The 15,949-nt window shown below is 36.8% G+C and carries 21 protein-coding genes and 1 riboswitch; of the genes, 15 read left to right on the top strand and 6 right to left on the bottom strand.

The genetic code is table 11. The features are described from left to right. Nucleotides 1-12 precede the first annotated feature (12 nt). Nucleotides 13-1,014, top strand: coding sequence for an inorganic phosphate transporter (locus tag PYW36_RS09615; RefSeq protein WP_037572676.1), 1,002 nt, complete (start codon nucleotides 13-15; stop codon nucleotides 1,012-1,014). Between the two features lie 226 nt (nucleotides 1,015-1,240). Here the strand turns inward: PYW36_RS09615 and PYW36_RS09610 are convergent, their stop codons facing one another. Next, nucleotides 1,241-2,062: a CHAP domain-containing protein gene (locus tag PYW36_RS09610; RefSeq protein ID WP_037572675.1), complete on the bottom strand. Its 822-nt coding sequence runs from the start codon at nucleotides 2,060-2,062 to the stop codon at nucleotides 1,241-1,243. Nucleotides 2,063-2,343: 281 nt separating this feature from the next. Between PYW36_RS09610 and PYW36_RS09605 the strand changes: the two genes are divergently transcribed. The 10 genes from PYW36_RS09605 to PYW36_RS09560 all read left to right on the top strand — a co-directional run bounded on the left by PYW36_RS09605 (nucleotide 2,344) and on the right by PYW36_RS09560 (nucleotide 9,976). Further along, nucleotides 2,344-2,979, top strand: a complete 636-nt coding sequence (locus PYW36_RS09605) for a Bax inhibitor-1/YccA family protein (protein WP_084275979.1) — start codon at nucleotides 2,344-2,346, stop codon at nucleotides 2,977-2,979. Between the two features lie 14 nt (nucleotides 2,980-2,993). Beyond that, nucleotides 2,994-3,102: riboswitch (TPP riboswitch) on the top strand. A gap of 58 nt (nucleotides 3,103-3,160) precedes the next feature. Next, a complete protein-coding gene (locus PYW36_RS09600; RefSeq protein WP_103159330.1) occupies nucleotides 3,161-3,760 on the top strand; it encodes a thiamine phosphate synthase in 600 nt (199 codons plus the stop codon). Then, nucleotides 3,744-3,944 (top strand): sulfur carrier protein ThiS, encoded by a 201-nt coding sequence (thiS, locus tag PYW36_RS09595; protein ID WP_037572673.1) that lies wholly within the window; start codon nucleotides 3,744-3,746, stop codon nucleotides 3,942-3,944. Before PYW36_RS09600 ends, thiS begins: the two co-directional genes overlap by 17 nt. Before the next feature lies 1 nt (nucleotide 3,945). Next, nucleotides 3,946-4,713 carry a thiazole synthase gene (locus PYW36_RS09590; protein ID WP_037572670.1) on the top strand — a complete coding sequence of 256 codons (768 nt, stop codon included), beginning with the start codon at nucleotides 3,946-3,948 and terminating at the stop codon, nucleotides 4,711-4,713. After that, nucleotides 4,713-5,711 carry a ThiF family adenylyltransferase gene (locus PYW36_RS09585; RefSeq protein WP_103159331.1) on the top strand — a complete coding sequence of 333 codons (999 nt, stop codon included), beginning with the start codon at nucleotides 4,713-4,715 and terminating at the stop codon, nucleotides 5,709-5,711. Before PYW36_RS09590 ends, PYW36_RS09585 begins: the two co-directional genes overlap by 1 nt. A 74-nt stretch (nucleotides 5,712-5,785) precedes the next feature. Further along, nucleotides 5,786-6,499, top strand: coding sequence for a YebC/PmpR family DNA-binding transcriptional regulator (locus PYW36_RS09580; RefSeq protein WP_037572666.1), 714 nt, complete (start codon nucleotides 5,786-5,788; stop codon nucleotides 6,497-6,499). A gap of 216 nt (nucleotides 6,500-6,715) precedes the next feature. Then, nucleotides 6,716-7,294, top strand: coding sequence for a ribonuclease FAU-1 family protein (locus PYW36_RS09575; protein WP_422784793.1), 579 nt, complete (start codon nucleotides 6,716-6,718; stop codon nucleotides 7,292-7,294). An 87-nt stretch (nucleotides 7,295-7,381) separates the two neighbouring features. Continuing rightward, nucleotides 7,382-8,248, top strand: coding sequence for a LysR family transcriptional regulator (locus PYW36_RS09570; RefSeq protein ID WP_037572662.1), 867 nt, complete (start codon nucleotides 7,382-7,384; stop codon nucleotides 8,246-8,248). A gap of 18 nt (nucleotides 8,249-8,266) precedes the next feature. Further along, a complete protein-coding gene (locus PYW36_RS09565) occupies nucleotides 8,267-9,469 on the top strand; it encodes a sugar efflux transporter (protein WP_037572660.1) in 1,203 nt (400 codons plus the stop codon). An 18-nt stretch (nucleotides 9,470-9,487) separates the two neighbouring features. Further along, the gene (locus tag PYW36_RS09560) at nucleotides 9,488-9,976 is read left to right on the top strand and encodes a DUF456 domain-containing protein (RefSeq protein ID WP_037572658.1); all 489 of its coding nucleotides are present in this window, start codon (nucleotides 9,488-9,490) and stop codon (nucleotides 9,974-9,976) included. A 202-nt stretch (nucleotides 9,977-10,178) separates the two neighbouring features. Here PYW36_RS09560 and PYW36_RS09555 read toward each other — a convergent pair whose 3' ends face one another. Next, the gene (locus tag PYW36_RS09555) at nucleotides 10,179-10,883 is read right to left on the bottom strand and encodes a DUF1129 family protein (protein WP_103159333.1); all 705 of its coding nucleotides are present in this window, start codon (nucleotides 10,881-10,883) and stop codon (nucleotides 10,179-10,181) included. 91 nt (nucleotides 10,884-10,974) lie between these two features. Here PYW36_RS09555 and PYW36_RS09550 point away from each other — a divergent pair, with 91 nt between their 5' ends. From PYW36_RS09550 to PYW36_RS09535, 4 genes are all read left to right on the top strand, one after another. Then, the gene (locus PYW36_RS09550; protein WP_103159364.1) at nucleotides 10,975-11,424 is read left to right on the top strand and encodes a GNAT family N-acetyltransferase; all 450 of its coding nucleotides are present in this window, start codon (nucleotides 10,975-10,977) and stop codon (nucleotides 11,422-11,424) included. A gap of 64 nt (nucleotides 11,425-11,488) precedes the next feature. Next, nucleotides 11,489-11,851 (top strand): SA0632 family lipoprotein, encoded by a 363-nt coding sequence (locus tag PYW36_RS09545; RefSeq protein ID WP_229717268.1) that lies wholly within the window; start codon nucleotides 11,489-11,491, stop codon nucleotides 11,849-11,851. Nucleotides 11,852-11,914: 63 nt separating this feature from the next. Next, on the top strand, nucleotides 11,915-12,214 hold the full coding sequence (locus PYW36_RS09540; protein WP_037572650.1) for a hypothetical protein: 300 nt from the start codon (nucleotides 11,915-11,917) through the stop codon (nucleotides 12,212-12,214). Nucleotides 12,215-12,307: 93 nt separating this feature from the next. Then, nucleotides 12,308-12,850, top strand: coding sequence for a GNAT family N-acetyltransferase (locus PYW36_RS09535; protein WP_103159334.1), 543 nt, complete (start codon nucleotides 12,308-12,310; stop codon nucleotides 12,848-12,850). A 38-nt stretch (nucleotides 12,851-12,888) separates the two neighbouring features. Here the strand turns inward: PYW36_RS09535 and PYW36_RS09530 are convergent, their stop codons facing one another. From PYW36_RS09530 to PYW36_RS09515, 4 genes are all read right to left on the bottom strand, one after another. Continuing rightward, on the bottom strand, nucleotides 12,889-13,455 hold the full coding sequence (locus PYW36_RS09530; protein ID WP_037573069.1) for an LOG family protein: 567 nt from the start codon (nucleotides 13,453-13,455) through the stop codon (nucleotides 12,889-12,891). Then, nucleotides 13,455-13,916, bottom strand: coding sequence for a YaiI/YqxD family protein (locus PYW36_RS09525; RefSeq protein WP_103159335.1), 462 nt, complete (start codon nucleotides 13,914-13,916; stop codon nucleotides 13,455-13,457). The genes PYW36_RS09530 and PYW36_RS09525 overlap by 1 nt, the downstream gene beginning before the upstream one ends. A 1-nt stretch (nucleotide 13,917) precedes the next feature. Next, a complete protein-coding gene (locus tag PYW36_RS11385) occupies nucleotides 13,918-15,225 on the bottom strand; it encodes a hypothetical protein (RefSeq protein WP_422784792.1) in 1,308 nt (435 codons plus the stop codon). Between the two features lie 355 nt (nucleotides 15,226-15,580). After that, entirely contained in the window at nucleotides 15,581-15,937 is a 357-nt protein-coding gene (locus PYW36_RS09515; protein WP_037572641.1) for a DoxX family protein, read from the bottom strand. Nucleotides 15,938-15,949: the final 12 nt, after the last annotated feature.

The raw sequence follows: 15,949 nt of genomic DNA, 5'->3' as shown, positions 1-15,949 counted from the left end.
AGTATCAATCTTATGGAATTTTTAGTGCTGATAACGGTGGCTATTATTATCTTTTCATTAGTGTTTGATTTTATTAATGGATTTCACGATACTGCAAATGCAGTAGCCACTGCTGTTTCTACACGTGCGTTAGCACCAAGACACGCGATTTTATTAGCAGCAATCATGAACTTTATTGGAGCATTAACATTTACAGGTGTTGCAACGACAATTACGAAAGATATCGTCGATCCATTTACAATTAAAAATGGTTTAGTGGTAGTATTAGCAGCCATTTTAGCAGCCATTGTATGGAACCTTGTGACTTGGTATTTTGGTATTCCAAGTTCATCATCTCATGCATTAATTGGAGCGATTGCAGGTTCAGCGGTTGCATCTGCGGGCTCATTCAGTGTTTTACATTTTCAAGGTTTCACTAAAATTGTTTTAGTGCTTTTACTCTCACCTGTGATTGCATTTATTGTAGGTTTTATTATCTATTCGATTGTTAAAAAAGTATTTAAAAACGCAAATTTGGCACGGACAAATCAAAATTTCCGTTTCTTCCAGATTTTCACAGCAGCATTACAATCGTTTTCACATGGGACAAACGATGCCCAAAAGTCTATGGGGATTATCACGATGGCTTTAATTGTGGCCAATCTCCAAACGAATGTTGAACCTGCGTTATGGGTGAAAATTTCTTGTGCGGCTGCGATGGGTATTGGTACCGCTGTCGGAGGATGGCGCATTATTAAAACAGTAGGTGGAAATATCATGAAAATTCGTCCTGCTAATGGTGCGGCGGCTGATTTAGCTTCAGCCTTAACGATTTTCACAGCATCTTATTTACATTTCCCACTTTCAACGACACACGTTGTATCTTCATCTATTTTAGGTGTAGGTTCAGCTAACCGTATTAAAGGTGTACATTGGAATACAGCGAAACGTATGATTGTCACATGGGTTATCACGTTGCCTATTACCGCTGTGATTGCAGCTATATTTTTTCTTATCTTGAATCTCTTTTTATAAATATTAATAAAGGACAGGTGGTATAAGAGCACCTGTCTTTTCTCTATGTCAAAAACACCCGGCAAAGGGGAATGAAGGGGAAGAGCCTTCATTTATAACATTTTCTTTTATGATATTGATTTTCCACATTGTTCATCAACAAAAATAACGAGTGAGGACCACGCCTCACTCGTTATTTTTATTTAAAATACTTCAACAGTGGATGAAGAGAATTTAATAAATGTAATTAATGAATATAATTGTAAGATGATGCGATTGATGCAGGGATTGTACGATAATCCGGAGTACCAGGAGGTGTATTATAATTCATTTCAGAAATTAAAATACTACCATCTGGGTTCACTTGTTCAACGTATGCGACATGTCCCACAGGGCCTTCATAATTTTGCATGATTGAACCGACCGTAGGATTGTGGTCGACCGTATAACCGTCAGCCGCAGCGTTTGCTGCCCAATGATCTGCATTCCACCAATATGTACTGATAGGTTGTCCCGCTTCTGCACGTTTGTTGAAGACATGCCATGTACATTGACCCCAGTCATATAAGTTTTGATGATTAAATGTTGGTGATGTATAGCCGCTATCTGGAGTTGTTGTTCCACTTGGTGATCCAGAAATTGTTGTGCTATTACCACCTGACCCTCCAGGGATAGTCAATGTTTGGTTAGGGAAAATAAGGTAACCATTAAGTTGGTTTGCATTCATGATGTCTTGTGCCGTTACGCCATATTGCGCAGCGATAATATCCAAAGATTCACCGGCACGTACAGTATGCGTTTGACCTTGTGATAATTGAGGCGCTGTTGTATTTTGACTATTATTCTCATTGCTTGACCCAATCGTCAATACTTGACCTGGAAAGATAATGTGGTTTGATAAGTTATTGTCTTGAGTAAGTTGATCTACTGAAACACCATATTGTTGTGCGATAGACCAAATAGATTCACCAGATTGTACCGTATGTTGTGTTGATGCCTCCGCATCCTGATGAACGAGTAATGCCGCTGCTCCAGAAGTGAATGTAAGTGCAAAAGCAAATTTTTTCAAGGTATTGCCCCCTTATTTCATAATTTGTTTCTCATAAATTTGATACGTATTTAAGATTCTCTTACATGGTATCAAAAATGAGGGGTGATATGTGACTTGTTACAAATGTGTAATATTGTAAAAAACAAAATTCAGTTTAATGAGCATTTGCAACTGGTGACACAATAGGACTTTAGACCTATACCCTATTTTAAGATAGACAAAATATTAAAATGGTTGTAATAATAGTGAGACTGTTTTAGCATAAAATAGTAAATTTGAAACAAAAAGGGGGGATTGTATTGTCAGCTCAAACAAGACCATCGGTGTCGAAGCATCCATTTCAATACGGAAAAGTTTGGCTATTTTTCACATATTATTGGGTGATATTTGGTATTGCCACGTATTTTGGACAATTTTTGCCGCTTGAATGGCGTAAACCCTTGTCTATTGTTTTACTTGTTTTAATCCTCTTAACGATGATTGTACAAAGGGCACGATTTAGTGGGCCCATCATGTCACATATCTACACAATCGTTTCTGGACTGTTATCTTATGCGGCTTTTACAGTAGCTTTACAAGATTTAGGACCGAGTGTTTTCTTTAAAAATGTTCTTTTAGCCATTGTCGGATTTATTATTTTTGGAATGATTGGTTTCTTTATGATAAAAGATGCCTCTAGTTTAGGAAAATATTTGTTTGTCACGCTTGTCGCATTAATTGTCGCGAGTTTAGTCGGTTGGTTTATCCATAATCCGATATATCATACACTTATTTCTGTGGTTGGCTTGTTGCTTTTTTTACTTTATACGTTGTATGATTTTAATAGAATGAAAAGAGGGGCCTATTCTCCAAGGGAAATGGGTTTCAATTTATTCTTAAACTTATTTAGAATCATCCGTTACGTGCTCAATCTTGCACGTTACGTTCGCCGATAAAATTAAATAATTGATGTTTCCACTGGAAGTGCCATGAATAATGGCTGAGATTAAAATAGTGATTTTAAAATTCCCGGACCTGATCCAGATAATGCTGGCGTAGGAAAGTGGCACGTATTCATGCATTAAAGCTATTTTTCTATGTCTAGAAAAGTAGCTTTTTTTATTGGAGGAATAAAATTTGATTATTGCAGTCACACCATATGAATTATTACATCGTCATCATCAACAACGTTTAATTCTAATTGAACCCTATATCGACGGAGTCATCTTACGGACACCTACTGAAGCTGATGATTTAAAGATTTGGGTTACAACATTAATAAATAAAGGATTTCCAAAGTCAAAAATCATCATCCATTCTAACGTGCAATGTGCTGAACAATTGGGCATTAGACGTATACATTTTCGTGAATATGAATGGCCAACTGCATTTCGTGTAGAAGAGTGGGAAGTAAGCATGTCCGTTCACTCGGAAAGCGCTATTGAATTTGCTAAAGTACAAGGTGCAAAGTTTGGACTTTATGGCCATTTGTTCAATACATCCTCTAAACACAATCAGCCCCCAAGGACGGTGAGTGAAGTCAGACAAGCTTTAAATTGTCATTTTCCTCTCGTCGCAATTGGCGGTATTAATGACACAACAGTTGCAGAGATACCTAGTAAATTTTCGGGGATTGCGATGATTGGTAGTGCGTTTCATCAAAACTTAGATGAATTTAAGTATATTGTTCAGCAATGGTATGAAAAAGGGGGTGAAGGCAGTGAATGTAGAAATTAATGGGCAATCCCAACTGTTAAATGAAGGAGCAACGGTGTTCGATCTCATTCAACAATTCGGTATAGAAAGTAAACGCATGGTCGTAGAATTAAACGGTCATGTAGTGAAACGTTCTTTATGGGATAAACAATCTCTTTCAGACAATGATCGGATTGAAATTTTAGAATTTGTAGGAGGCGGTTAAGTTGTTTAAAATAGCGGATTATACTTTTAACTCAAGATTATTTTTAGGAACAGGAAAGTTTGAAAATGCTGAAGTTCAAAAAAAAGCCATTCATATTTCAGAAACGGAAGTCTTAACTTTCGCCGTAAGACGTATGAGTTTATATGATGAAGCATTACCGAACCCTTTAGCTGAGGTGGATTTAGAGCAATTTATCACTTTTCCGAATACCGCGGGCGCTAAATCGGCAGAGGAAGCTGTGCGCATTGCAGAGATTGCGAATGAGGCTGGCATATGCGATATGATTAAAGTTGAAGTGATTGGCGATGACGATACGTTATTACCAGATCCGATTGAGACGTATAAAGCATGCGATATTTTGTTGAAAAAGGGCTATATCGTTTGCCCATATATTTCTGATGATGTCGTGTTAGCTAAACGTTTAGAACAATTGGGGGTTCATGCGATTATGCCACTGGCCTCTCCAATTGGGACGGGTCGCGGCCTTAGCAACCCACTCAATTTGCGTTATATAATAGAAAAAAGTCAGGTGCCTGTCATTGTTGATGCTGGCATAGGTTCTGCGAAAGATTGCGCTGAAGCCATGGAGCTAGGTGCAGATGCCATTTTATTAAATTCAGCGGTTTCTCGTGCTAAAGACCCTGTCAAAATGGCGGAAGCGATGAAAAAAGGCATTGAAGCGGGCAGACTTAGTTACGAAGCAGGGCGTATTCCTATTCGTTATAATGCTGTCCAATCAAGTCCATCCACAGGGTTAGGGTTTCTTTAATGAATCGCTATGATAGACAAATAAAGTACCCGGCTTTTGGTTTGAAAACGCAAAACAAACTCCAGCAGCTACATGTCCTTATAGTGGGAGTAGGGGCTTTAGGGAGTGGGATTGCAGAACAACTTGCAAGATGTGGCGTGGGCAAACTCACACTCATTGATAAAGATATAGTGACTTTTTCGAACTTACATCGGCAAAGTGGTTACATCGAGGAAGATGCTAAAGAGATGCGTCCCAAAGTAAGCGCGTTAAAAATGCGTTTACATGCAATGAATCATGAAGTGAATATCATCCCATTAAATGTTGAAGTGACTTCTGAAAATATCCTATGTCTTATGAAAGAGACCCAACCTGATATGGTGTTAGATGGTTTGGACGATTATGAGACACGATTTTTAGTGAATGAAGCGACGCAATACCTTAATATTCCATATATTTATAGTGCAGTCATCGGTAGCCAAGTGAGTGTGTTTCCTATAGATGCGCATGGTCCGTGCTTGCAGTGTCTCATGCCAGAGCCCCCTGAAACTTATGAAAGTTGTGCTGTACATGGTGTTTTACCTCCGGCAGTGCATATCGCGAGTAGTATGGCTGTGGCTGAATTAATGCACTATTTAATGACAGGGACTTTTACGTATACGATGAAATATGTGGATATATATAAAGACACTATGAAAACGACTTCTATTTTAGAGTTGAAAGAACCGACGTGTCCTGTATGTAGCGAACGTCATTTTACACGCTTAATGCAGGCGAAAAAAACACGGATGGAAGTCTTGTGTGGAGGTGTGATTCAAGTTCGATTTGATGCGAAAGATTTCCAACGTCACCTTTCACCGAACATTCATATCATTCAACAAAATCCATTTGTTAAACAATTGAAATTTAAACAATATACCATGACCTTTTTTCAAGATGGACGTTTATTGATTTATGGATGTACAGATAAACAAGAAGCCGCTCACCTTACGCAATCCATTTTTGAGACCTCACGATAACGCGAGTTGATAATCGTAAATTAAAAGCGGTATAATAAGAATATTCATTAGCAATCGAAAGTGAGATGTAAAGAATGGGACGTAAATGGAACAACATTAAAGAGAAAAAAGCTCAAAAAGATAAAAATACGAGTCGTATTTATGCAAAATTTGGAAAGGAAATTTATGTTGCAGCAAAGTCTGGAGAGCCTGATCCTGAGTCAAACCAAGCATTGAAACTTGTATTAGAGCGTGCGAAAACATATTCTGTACCGAACCACATTATTGATCGTGCGATAGATAAAGCTAAAGGTGGCGGAGAAGAAAACTTTGATGCACTAAGATATGAAGGCTTTGGTCCAAGTGGTTCAATGGTCATTGTAGATGCCTTAACCAATAACGTGAATCGTACGGCTTCAGACGTCCGTGCAGCTTTCGGTAAAAATGGCGGAAATATGGGGGTTTCTGGTTCTGTAGCCTATATGTTCGACCATACAGCCACTTTTGCATTTGAAGGATTTGACGCAGATACAATATTAGAAGGTTTAATGGAAGCGGATATCGATGTTCGCGATGTCATCGAAGAAGGTGACCTCACGATTGTATATGCTGAACCAGATCAATTTGCGACAGTTCAACAAGCGCTCAAAGATTTAGGTGTGAGCGAATTTGAAGTGGCGGAATTTGAAATGCTTCCCCAAACAGAAGTGCAATTATCAGCAGAAGACCAAGAGACTTTTGAAAAGTTGATTGATGTATTAGAAGATTTAGAAGATGTGCAACACGTTTTCCACAATGTGGAACTTTAATGAATAACGAAAGAGGTTCACAGGACGTTACCTCAGTTTTCACTGTCGACAAAGGCATGTACTTTGTCGACAGTTTTTTTACTTTAAAGGACTTCAAATAGGTATTTATGACTAAAAGGAAAAGAATAAAACTTGGCGTAATCTATCGACCGAGACCTTTCTTTAGTGACATCATCCTGAACTTTATATATAATGAACAAAAGGGAGTTGGTGACTGTGAAAGTAAAGTACATTGATAAACGTCACTGGCGTCGCCTCATAGATCGGGATTATATCGAAGTCAAAGTTAATAATAATAAGTTTAAAGGTATTATCGGTTTGATAACGATGAATAAGGTGAAAGAACCTTTGGAGGTGACTGTTGTTGGAAAACAAATGGTTGTCGCAAACGATCATTTTCAGTGGCTACAGATTTTACCCGAAAAAAAACGTTATAGTATAACCGTGATGTTTAACGATAAAGGAGAACCTTTACAGTATTACTTTGATATTAATTTGAAAAATATAACACAAAAAGGGCGTGCTCGCACGGTAGATTTATGTTTAGATGTGTTGGTTCTGCCGAATGGGAAATATGAACTTGTGGATCAAGATGATTTAGAACGTGCCTTAAAATCCAAACAAATTACCCGAAAGCAATATCATGAAGCGTATGTTATCGCACATCAACTCATGATCCAAATCGATGAAGATTTTGAAAGTATTCACGACAAAGCGATGTACTGCTTCAGAAAAATAAATCGAAAATACCACAAAATAGAAAAAGTTCGCAGCGATAAACATCACACACCTTAAATTCATATGAATAATATTACGTGATGACTTCTGCACACTGGACACTCGATGTCTAGTGTTTCTTTTTTATTTATAAGGAGGGTGACCATGAAAATTGATGATTATCGATTGTTAATTACACTAGACGAAACAAGAACTTTAAGAAAAGCGGCAGAACGCCTCTATATATCACAACCTGCTGTCACGCAACGTTTGAAATCTATTGAGCGTCATTTTGGTGTAGAGATTTTTATACGGACAAAAAAACAACTGATTACGACAATTGAAGGGGCTATGGTCATTGAACATGCGAAGGAAATGCTCAAGCGAGAACGTGTGTTTCAAGACAAAATTAAAGCCCATATTGGTTCAGTGAGTGGGACATTATCCATCGGGTGTTCCTCTCTAGTCGGTCAGACAGTGCTACCTCAAGTGCTCTCTAAATATACCGCTGAATTTCCTAACGTTGAAATCCAATTGCAAGTAGGTTCGAGTGAGCATATTAAAGCCCATCATAACGATTATCATATAATGATTGTTCGCGGGAACCAACTTTTGAATTTACATAATGATCATTTAATGGATGATCAACATTATTTTATTTATCCTAAAAATAAAGCAGAAGAACTTCAAAAATTACCGTTTATTGAGTTTCAAGCGGATCCGGTCTATATTAACCAAATCAAAACATGGTACCATCATCATATGTCTCAAGATTATCATGCACGCATTAAAGTTGACCAAGTGGCCACATGTAAAGCGCTACTCTTAAGTGGCGTAGGCGTTACGATTTTACCAGAAATCATGGTTAAAGACTTAGATGAAACTGAATTTGAAATGGTCAAAGTCGATATCGAAGAAGAATCTTTAATTCGCTCTACTTATTTAAGTTATGATGTGAGTATGGTACAGCTCCCACAAGTGAGCTCATTTATTAATATTTTAAAAGAACACGTAGGTCGACCTACAACATAATCATGAACGGAGGAAAATATGTTTCGGGAACTTCTTCATATAAAAAACTACAAGCTCTTTATCGTCAATATGATGCTCATTGGTATGGGGATTGCGGTGACGGTGCCGTTTTTTGTCTTATTCGCAACAAATAAATTAGGAATGACGACCAACCAGTTTGGTTTGCTATTGGCATTAGCCGCTATTTGCCAATTTCTCATGAATACCATTGTTGCCCGTTTTTCAGATACCCATGCCATCAATCGAAAAGTCATCATTATTATCGCCTTATTCATGGGGGCACTGAGTTTTTCATTACCTTTTTTTGTGAATAATATTACGCTTTTTATTGTGCTTTATGCACTGTTTCAAGGTTTATTTGCACCAGCAATGCCTCAGCTATATGCGTCTGCGAGAGAGTCCATTAATCAATCAACATCAAGTAGTCGTGCAGTATTTGCCAACTCTGTGCTACGGTCAATGTTCTCATTCGGCTTTTTATTTGGACCGTTAGTTGGAAATATTTTGAATCAGTCTTGGGGTTACGACGGTTTGTTTGGCGGGACAGTCGCAATTATTTTAATGACATTAATCCTTCAAGTGTTTTTCTTTAAAGAACCGAAAGTCAAAAAACCTATTCGAGGGACGCATAAAATGGAACAAAATGCGCCTTCCATGCTGAAGCATACGTATTTGATTATCCCATTTTTAGCTTTTATTTTATTACATATTGGCCAATGGATGTACACATTGAATATGCCTTTATTTGTGACACAATACCTTCATGAAGACGAAAAATATGTCGGCCACCTCGCAAGTTTATGTGCTGGGCTGGAAGTGCCGTTTATGATTATTTTAGGGATGGTCGCAAGTAAAATTGAAACGAAAACACTTCTTGCCATAGCTGCTGTGTGTGGTTGCTTATTTTTCGGAAGTATTGGCATCTTTGATAGCGTGAAGATGATGCTCATCGGTCAAGTATTTTTAGCCGCATTTTTAGCTGTATTATTAGGGATTGGCATTAGTTATTTCCAAGATATATTACCTCAATTTCCTGGATATGCCTCTACGCTTTTTGCGAATGCGATGGTTGTAGGACAATTGCTCGGAAATTTATTAGGAGGCGCAATGAGCCAATGGGTGGGTTTAGGAAACGTATTCTATGTTTCAGCATCATCGCTTGCGCTAGGATTTATTCTGATTTTGTTAACGAAAACAAACGTTAAACCCACTATGCAATAGAAAGGATGTGTTGAAAAGTTGATATGGCTTTTATGGCTTCTCGTACTAATCTCTTTTGTTATCGCGTTTATCGGATTACTGAAACCCGTGATTCCAGCGGTACTCTTTTTATGGATAGGATTTATCATTTATCAATGGGGGATAGATGATACTTCCCTCTCTTGGATATTTTGGCTAGGCATGCTTTTTTTAACATTGTTGATTTTCATTTCAGATTTATTAATGAATCGCTATTTTGTTAATCGATTCGGAGGAAGCAAAAAAGGAGAATGGGCGGCATTAATCGGTGTGATTCTTGGATCATTTATTCTCCCACCATTTGGAATTGTTATTGTTCCCTTTATTTTAGTACTTATTGTTGAAATGCTAGAGCAAAAACGATTTGATGTAGCGTTAAAAGCAAGCTTTGGGTCTATAGTCGCTTTCTTCTCAAGTACGTTCACCCAAGCTTTTGTGATGTTAATCATGGTGATATGGTTTTTTGTCGATGCCTTACTTATCAACTGAATTATTTTTTAATTGTCACTTTCTTAAACAAGAAAGCCATCAAAATTTACTCTCAGATAAATTTTGATGGCTATTTTTAATACAATTTAATTAAGACAATAAGAGGTCCTCGGACAACTTTTCTCTAATAAAGAAATTTTCATTGGAATTTTAACCCGATTAAAACAAAAGCCTAAAATATAGGTTACCTAAAATTCATGATTTAAGTGCCTTTGTACCGCCAAGAAGCAGTTTGTGTGCTTTTTTGTTTTTCTTGACGATCATTTAAATATAGACCGATTGGAACAATCACAAAAGAAATGAGTATAAAGGTCCAGTTACCGATATTGATATAAGGCCCCCATTGTAAAAAATTTTGAGGGAAGAAAAAGAGTAAAAATAATGTTACAAACAGAGCAATAATGACAATATAGCCAAAAAACCACGAGAATCTTGAATAATTAAAGGCTTGTAATTGCACCATTTTATAACAAGCCCAAATAAATAAAAATAAGACAAACAATCCTATTAAAAAGGTAATAGGAAATGTGTAAAGGTAAATACGAGTATCATTAATAAAAAAGCCGAGGAACCCTTTTAGGAAACAAAAAACACCAAGTAGTAAGATGAGATGTTTCAAAATCGTTCTAAAAATATTAATAATCGTATGATTGGGTAACGTTTTAATGGTGTGTATCGCATGCTTTTTAGGATTGTGGTTGAAAAAGTCCATCGCATGCGTGCCTTTATCTTCGGCTTTTAATAAATGCTCCAAAATCTGTTGTAACATTTTTTCAGAATCATAGGCATTGACACGCATATCGGCGCGGACATACGTCATATAACTTTCGAAAATTTGTCTATCTGTATTGTTAAGGCGTAACGCTTTGACATTGTTATCACGTGTTAATTGCTCGACAGACTTCATCACACACCTCCTACAAAATTATGGCATAATTTAAGATGATTATATTATGACGATTTTGAAGCCACAAATCAATCTTAAAGGAGTAAAAGAAATGAAAAGAATGGTTGCTACAGAGATAGAATATATTCGACAAATAGCACAAATCCATGTTCAAATGCTTCAGAATGACCCTCTTGCGCCACGCCAGTCTAAAATGGCTTGTGCCCTTTATGAAGAAATGATACAACGACGGATTGACTTGAGTGACGACTTTGTAGAAGCCAAAGTCGAACAAGACCAAGTGATGGCATTTATTTGGGCACATCATGAAAAAGCCACAAAAACTGTGACGATAGAATCGCTTTATGTCACGCCTAAGTATCGTCATAAAGGGCTGGCGACTTCACTCAAACAGCGGGTAGAATCATGGGCGTCTGAGCAACAGGCAAGACAAATTATAGGGACAGTTCTAGAAGAAAATGAACCTATGCGCGCACTGAATGAAAAGTTAGGCTATACTGTGAAAAAGGTCATCATGCAAAAGATGATAGGGGAAGACTAAAGATGCGTAGGGATAGGAACCATGATAAAATGGAAACAGCAATTAAATGTTGGAGAGAATACATATGAAAAAATTACTGTGTACTTTAACGGCAAGTATTGTTTTATTAGCAGGCTGTGGTCAAAGTGAAAAAGATAAACTTCAAAATGAAATCAAATCATTAGAAAAAGAACAAAAAACATTACAAGATGAAAATAAAAAGTTAAAAGATCAAAGCAAAAAGTTAGATGACCAAATTAAGCAGTTAGAAGAAGATATAAAAAAACCAGACGTAAAAGAAAAGCACGCTTCTGACTCGAAAAATAAAGATAAAACGGATGCACATCATGAAGATTCATCTCAAAGTGCACATGATGCCTCAAACGCATCGCATAAACAAGAAAAAACTAAAACAGAGACATCTAAAGATAAAAAAGATGGCGTTTGATAAACGTGAGATGAGGGTAAAAAAACACATAAATTGATCGTAATAGAAAAGAGGGACTCCATCATGTATGAAAAAGAATTTAACTTAATTGAAGGCCGCGATATGTCATTAGTTGAATTAGGCCGTGAAATTGAAAATATTACAGGCTATAGTATTATTGACTCTACAGGTGAAATACACCGTAATATCGCATTAAAACCAAACTTTGAACACGATTGGGAAACATATACAGCAACCTACCGTTTAAATCACAAAAACGATCTTGTGGATGCTGTTTTTACAACAACAAAAGGCCAAAATCTTGAACGCCTCAAAGACAAAGCCGTCAAAATTCAACTTATAAGCTACATTTCAAGAGCATAGGTTCAAAGTATTTTACACGTTCTTTAGCGGATGTAGCTATGGAGCGTGTTTTAATTATGAAATTTTTTAAGTAGAGAGAAAGGGGGCTACCTTATGACAGTGTATATTGAGACTGAGCGATTGATATTAAGAGATTGGCAAGATTCAGATTTATTACCGCTCCAACAAATGAACGCCAATCGTCAAGTCCGTCGTTATTTTACAAGTTTATTGAGTTATCAGCGCTCTCAACTCGACTTTGAAGCGATGCGGAGTTCATTGAAAAAACAAGGTATCGGTTTGTTTGCGGTCGAATTAAAAGCGACACATCAATGGATAGGATTTATAGGTCTGAATTATATTTCTAAAGACAGTCAGTACACTTTTCAAGAGCTCCCATTTTATGAGATTGGTTGGAGACTGATGCCTGAGGTTTGGGATAATGGTATTGCACAAGAAGGGGCTGAAGCGGTATTAAATTATATTAAGAGCATGAATTTAGGGCCTATATATGCGATTGCTGCGAAAGCCAATAAAGCGTCTATACGTGTTATGGAGAAAATCGGCATGACATTTGTAGATTATTTTGATAAACCAGAATTAAGTACCTATCATGAATTAAAAGAAAATGTACGCTATGTTTGGAAACCAGAATAAAACGCCTAAAGTGCAGAATGTGCGCTTTAGGCGTTTTGTTAGTCATATGTTCTTGTTGAAATAGGTTTGGCTTGTTTTAATCCGTCGATGAGTGTTTCAGGGGTGTCATAGGGCATAGCCAAATTTTTATATTTTTGATCAATAAATCCTTCCGCTATCATATGATCAATAAGGGCGATTAAGGGTTGAAAAAATTGGTTTGTATTGAAGATACCAATCGGCTTTTGGTGGAGACCAATTTGCGCCCAACTATATATTTCAAAAAACTCTTCAAGGGATCCAGCACCCCCTGGGGCCATAATGAAAGCATCAGCTAACTCTGACATTTTTTGTTTTCGCTCATGCATAGAATCAACGAGAATTAATTCTGTGACGTCTTGACTTGTAATTTCACGTTCATCTAAAAATCGGGGCATCACGCCGATAGCCTTGCCTCCATGATCTAAAACTCCTTTTTGAATCGCACCCATAATACCTACCGAACCTGCGCCAAAAACTAGTTCGATGTTGTGTTTCGCTAAATAAGTGCCAAGTTCATAGGCTTTGTTCACATAAATTTCATTATGTCCTTTACTTGCTCCACAAAAAATTGCAATTCGTTTAATCATGAAAAAGACTCCTTTTCTTTATCGATAATGGATTGAAATGAGGCTTCAAATTGTTGACGTTGAGCTTGCTTAAAAGGTTTAGGTCCTTTACCATAACGCCGAGTTTTACGTCGCTCTTGTTGGTTATAAAAGCGTTGCAATAAAAGTTGATCAATGTTGTCTTGAGTATACAAATAGCCGAGGTGATGCATGACATAGCGTGCTTTTTGAAGTGCAATACTTGCAAGACCATAATCTTGCGTGACCACTAAATCCTTTGATGACATAGCTTTGACGAGAGCAAAATCCACTGCATCGCGTCCACCATCAATATAATGTACTTGAACATGGGGCGGGAAACCTTGATGCGAATAGTGTGCGTAGCTTCGGTAAATATGTACAAAAATGCCTGTCTCAGTTGTCAATTCAATGATTGAATCAACAACAGGACAAGCATCTCCATCAATGAGTACACGCATATTATCGTTTTAATTTGTTTAAAGTTTTTTGTGAAACTTTATTGAGTTGATGGTCTTTACGCTGTTGATCACTATCGTTCACATGTTGTTCCATTTGAGCGTATTGCTTTTTAAATAGTGGAGCACTTTCTAAGCTATCCTCTACTTGTGTTTTCACACTTGTCTTTTTATCTTGAGGTTTTTTTGTAGAGGTCTCTTGCTGTTTTTGTGTTGTTTCATTTGATTGTGGTGTTGTTTTTGTCTCTTCGGCTTGTGATACTTTATGTTGAGCTTGAGGCTTCTTGTCTACAAGGCCTGTTTGTGCTTCAAAAGATTGCACTTCTGACATAGATTGGATGCGTGGTGGTAATTTATCTGGATCAGGTGCTTGAGCAGCTAAATCTACTTTTTCAGCGCTTTTTTGGATTTTCTTTTCTAATTTTTTAGCTTGTTTATCACGCTTTTTTTCATCTTTCTTCTGTTGCTTTAATTCCTTTTTAGAGGGTTTTGTTTGAGTGTCCTCTGTATTGTTTTGAGCAACGCCAGCAATTGTGCTTGACTCAACTGTGTGATTTTCCTTTTTCTGAAGCTTTTTTAACTGCTTTTTACGTGCTTTTTCATCTTTTTTAAGTTGTTTTTCTTCTTCTTTACGACGTTTTTCAATATTTTTTTGAAGTTTTTTATTTAATTTTTGAGTCTCAGCTTTATTATCTTTTTCAAGACGTTGACCTTCATTCAAAATTTCTGAACGGTCTTGATGCCCTTGTAACACTTTTTCGTTAGAAGATGAAGCTAATTCAAAGTCACTTGCATCATTATTTCCTGGGACATGGCCTGCTTTTTCTTCGTATTTTTGCATTTTATCCATGTTTTTGACCATATCTTTTTGACGTTTTTTTAAAGCTTTTTCTTCGTCTTTGTGGCGTTGATCGATAGTTTTTTGAAGCTTTTTATTCAACTTATTGATTTCTTTTCGGTTTTCTTCTTCTATCTTTTCTCCACGTGCACGGACATTTTCTTCTCTTCTATAACGTTGTGCTTCTGCTTCTTTTTTCATCGCTTTATTGTAATCACGGCGACGTTTTTTTGTTGCTAAATGATCTTTAATTTGACTCGTATTTGACGTTACTGAATGTGTCACATGACCTGCCGTTGATTTAACATGGCTTGCAGCATTCGATGTTTTATGTGCAACTGCTTTTGAAGTGTTTACTGTTGCATGTGTTACTTTTTTTACTTCAGGGTGTTCTTTGAATTTTTGTCGTTCTGTAATTAAAGGAACGATAAAAATAGGTAATACGTTGATAATCGTTTTAATCGTTTTATTCATGCACGTTGCCTCCATTTATGAATATACTTAAGTCCTTTTACCCTATGATACTAGATGATAAACGCGCAATACAATTCATTTGAGTAGCAAAATACAGATGATTTGAGAATTTGATAAGAGTGATTTAAACAAAAAGGTGAGGTCTTTCATTTTACATTATAGGAGAAGTTGTATGTTTTCGAGGAAATTGTAGGAGTATTCTAGCGATGTTCAACAAATAAGAGCAAAGCGTGAGAAAGCAAAAATGATAAAAGAAAGTATAAAAACTGTCGACGAAATCTTTCGCTTTTGTCGACAGTTAAAATGATATAGGTCTCTATAAGATAACCCTTTTATGTGGTGCGCACGCAAGGGCTTAATAAAATTGCATCCACTTATTCCATTTATAGCTACAAATACAAGCGAGGTTCATGACGATATGAATGATTTCAAATTCAAAGCCACTCACATAACCACGACTTAATTTAAGTGTGAAAATTGAACCTAACATCACACTGATATAAAACACATTAACATAAGGCGTAAGTATACCGGCAATGAGCATGACACCGCCGACAACTTCACCAATTGACATTAAAACGGCTAAAGTTGGGGGTAATCCCAATGACCCTAAAAAGTGAATCGTTCCGTCTAAATCCACAAATTTTAAAGTTCCGTGTACTAAAAATGAAGTTGCAAGCATCCATCTAATGAGTAACATACCTAGTTTCATAAGGCATCTTCC

Origin of the sequence: Staphylococcus chromogenes, assembly GCF_029024625.1 — a bacterium.
GTDB lineage: Bacteria > Bacillota > Bacilli > Staphylococcales > Staphylococcaceae > Staphylococcus > Staphylococcus chromogenes.
This window is presented reverse-complemented; position numbering and strand designations above follow the sequence as displayed.

What these genes read in the sequence shown, in the direction of transcription:
- PYW36_RS09555 (WP_103159333.1), bottom strand. Translation starts at nt 10,883, where the DNA reads ATGAAGTCTGTCGAGCAATTAACACGTGATAACAATGTCAAAGCGTTA.
- PYW36_RS09585 (WP_103159331.1), top strand. Translation starts at nt 4,713, where the DNA reads ATGAATCGCTATGATAGACAAATAAAGTACCCGGCTTTTGGTTTGAAA.
- PYW36_RS09550 (WP_103159364.1), top strand. Translation starts at nt 10,975, where the DNA reads ATGAAAAGAATGGTTGCTACAGAGATAGAATATATTCGACAAATAGCA.
- PYW36_RS09540 (WP_037572650.1), top strand. Translation starts at nt 11,915, where the DNA reads ATGTATGAAAAAGAATTTAACTTAATTGAAGGCCGCGATATGTCATTA.
- PYW36_RS11385 (WP_422784792.1), bottom strand. Translation starts at nt 15,225, where the DNA reads ATGAATAAAACGATTAAAACGATTATCAACGTATTACCTATTTTTATC.
- PYW36_RS09535 (WP_103159334.1), top strand. Translation starts at nt 12,308, where the DNA reads ATGACAGTGTATATTGAGACTGAGCGATTGATATTAAGAGATTGGCAA.
- PYW36_RS09565 (WP_037572660.1), top strand. Translation starts at nt 8,267, where the DNA reads ATGTTTCGGGAACTTCTTCATATAAAAAACTACAAGCTCTTTATCGTC.
- PYW36_RS09515 (WP_037572641.1), bottom strand. Translation starts at nt 15,937, where the DNA reads ATGAAACTAGGTATGTTACTCATTAGATGGATGCTTGCAACTTCATTT.
- PYW36_RS09570 (WP_037572662.1), top strand. Translation starts at nt 7,382, where the DNA reads ATGAAAATTGATGATTATCGATTGTTAATTACACTAGACGAAACAAGA.
- PYW36_RS09545 (WP_229717268.1), top strand. Translation starts at nt 11,489, where the DNA reads ATGAAAAAATTACTGTGTACTTTAACGGCAAGTATTGTTTTATTAGCA.
- PYW36_RS09525 (WP_103159335.1), bottom strand. Translation starts at nt 13,916, where the DNA reads ATGCGTGTACTCATTGATGGAGATGCTTGTCCTGTTGTTGATTCAATC.
- PYW36_RS09580 (WP_037572666.1), top strand. Translation starts at nt 5,786, where the DNA reads ATGGGACGTAAATGGAACAACATTAAAGAGAAAAAAGCTCAAAAAGAT.
- PYW36_RS09615 (WP_037572676.1), top strand. Translation starts at nt 13, where the DNA reads ATGGAATTTTTAGTGCTGATAACGGTGGCTATTATTATCTTTTCATTA.